The 323-nt window shown below is 40.9% G+C and carries 1 protein-coding gene; it reads left to right on the top strand.

Annotation, left to right across the window (positions count from 1 at the left end):
• The coding region (locus tag HC176_RS18525) for an HRDC domain-containing protein (RefSeq protein ID WP_209309826.1) at positions 1 to 323 on the top strand (323 nt) is incomplete at both ends.

Raw genomic sequence — 323 nt, 5'->3', positions numbered from 1 at the left:
ATCGAAACCTACGGAGTTGTGAAGCTGACCAAAAAAGGTGAAAAATTCCTGCAACAGCCCGGCTCTTTTATGATGACTGAAGATCATATCTATGAGGTTGGAGGAAGTGACAGCATAGTTTCTGCTGGCCGTTCCGGAGGAACAGATGAAAACCTTGTGAAGATACTGAAGGAGCTTAGAAAGAATGTTGCCAAGAAAAGAGGACTTGCTCCATATTTGGTATTTCAGGATCCTTCTTTAGAGGATATGGCCTTAAAATATCCGGTAACCATTGAAGAATTAGGAAATATTCATGGAGTAGGGGAAGGGAAAGCAAAAAAATA

The sequence above is a fragment of the Tamlana crocina genome, assembly GCF_012037625.1.
Note: the sequence above shows the minus strand (reverse complement) of the source record. Positions and strands in the feature narration are given on the sequence as shown.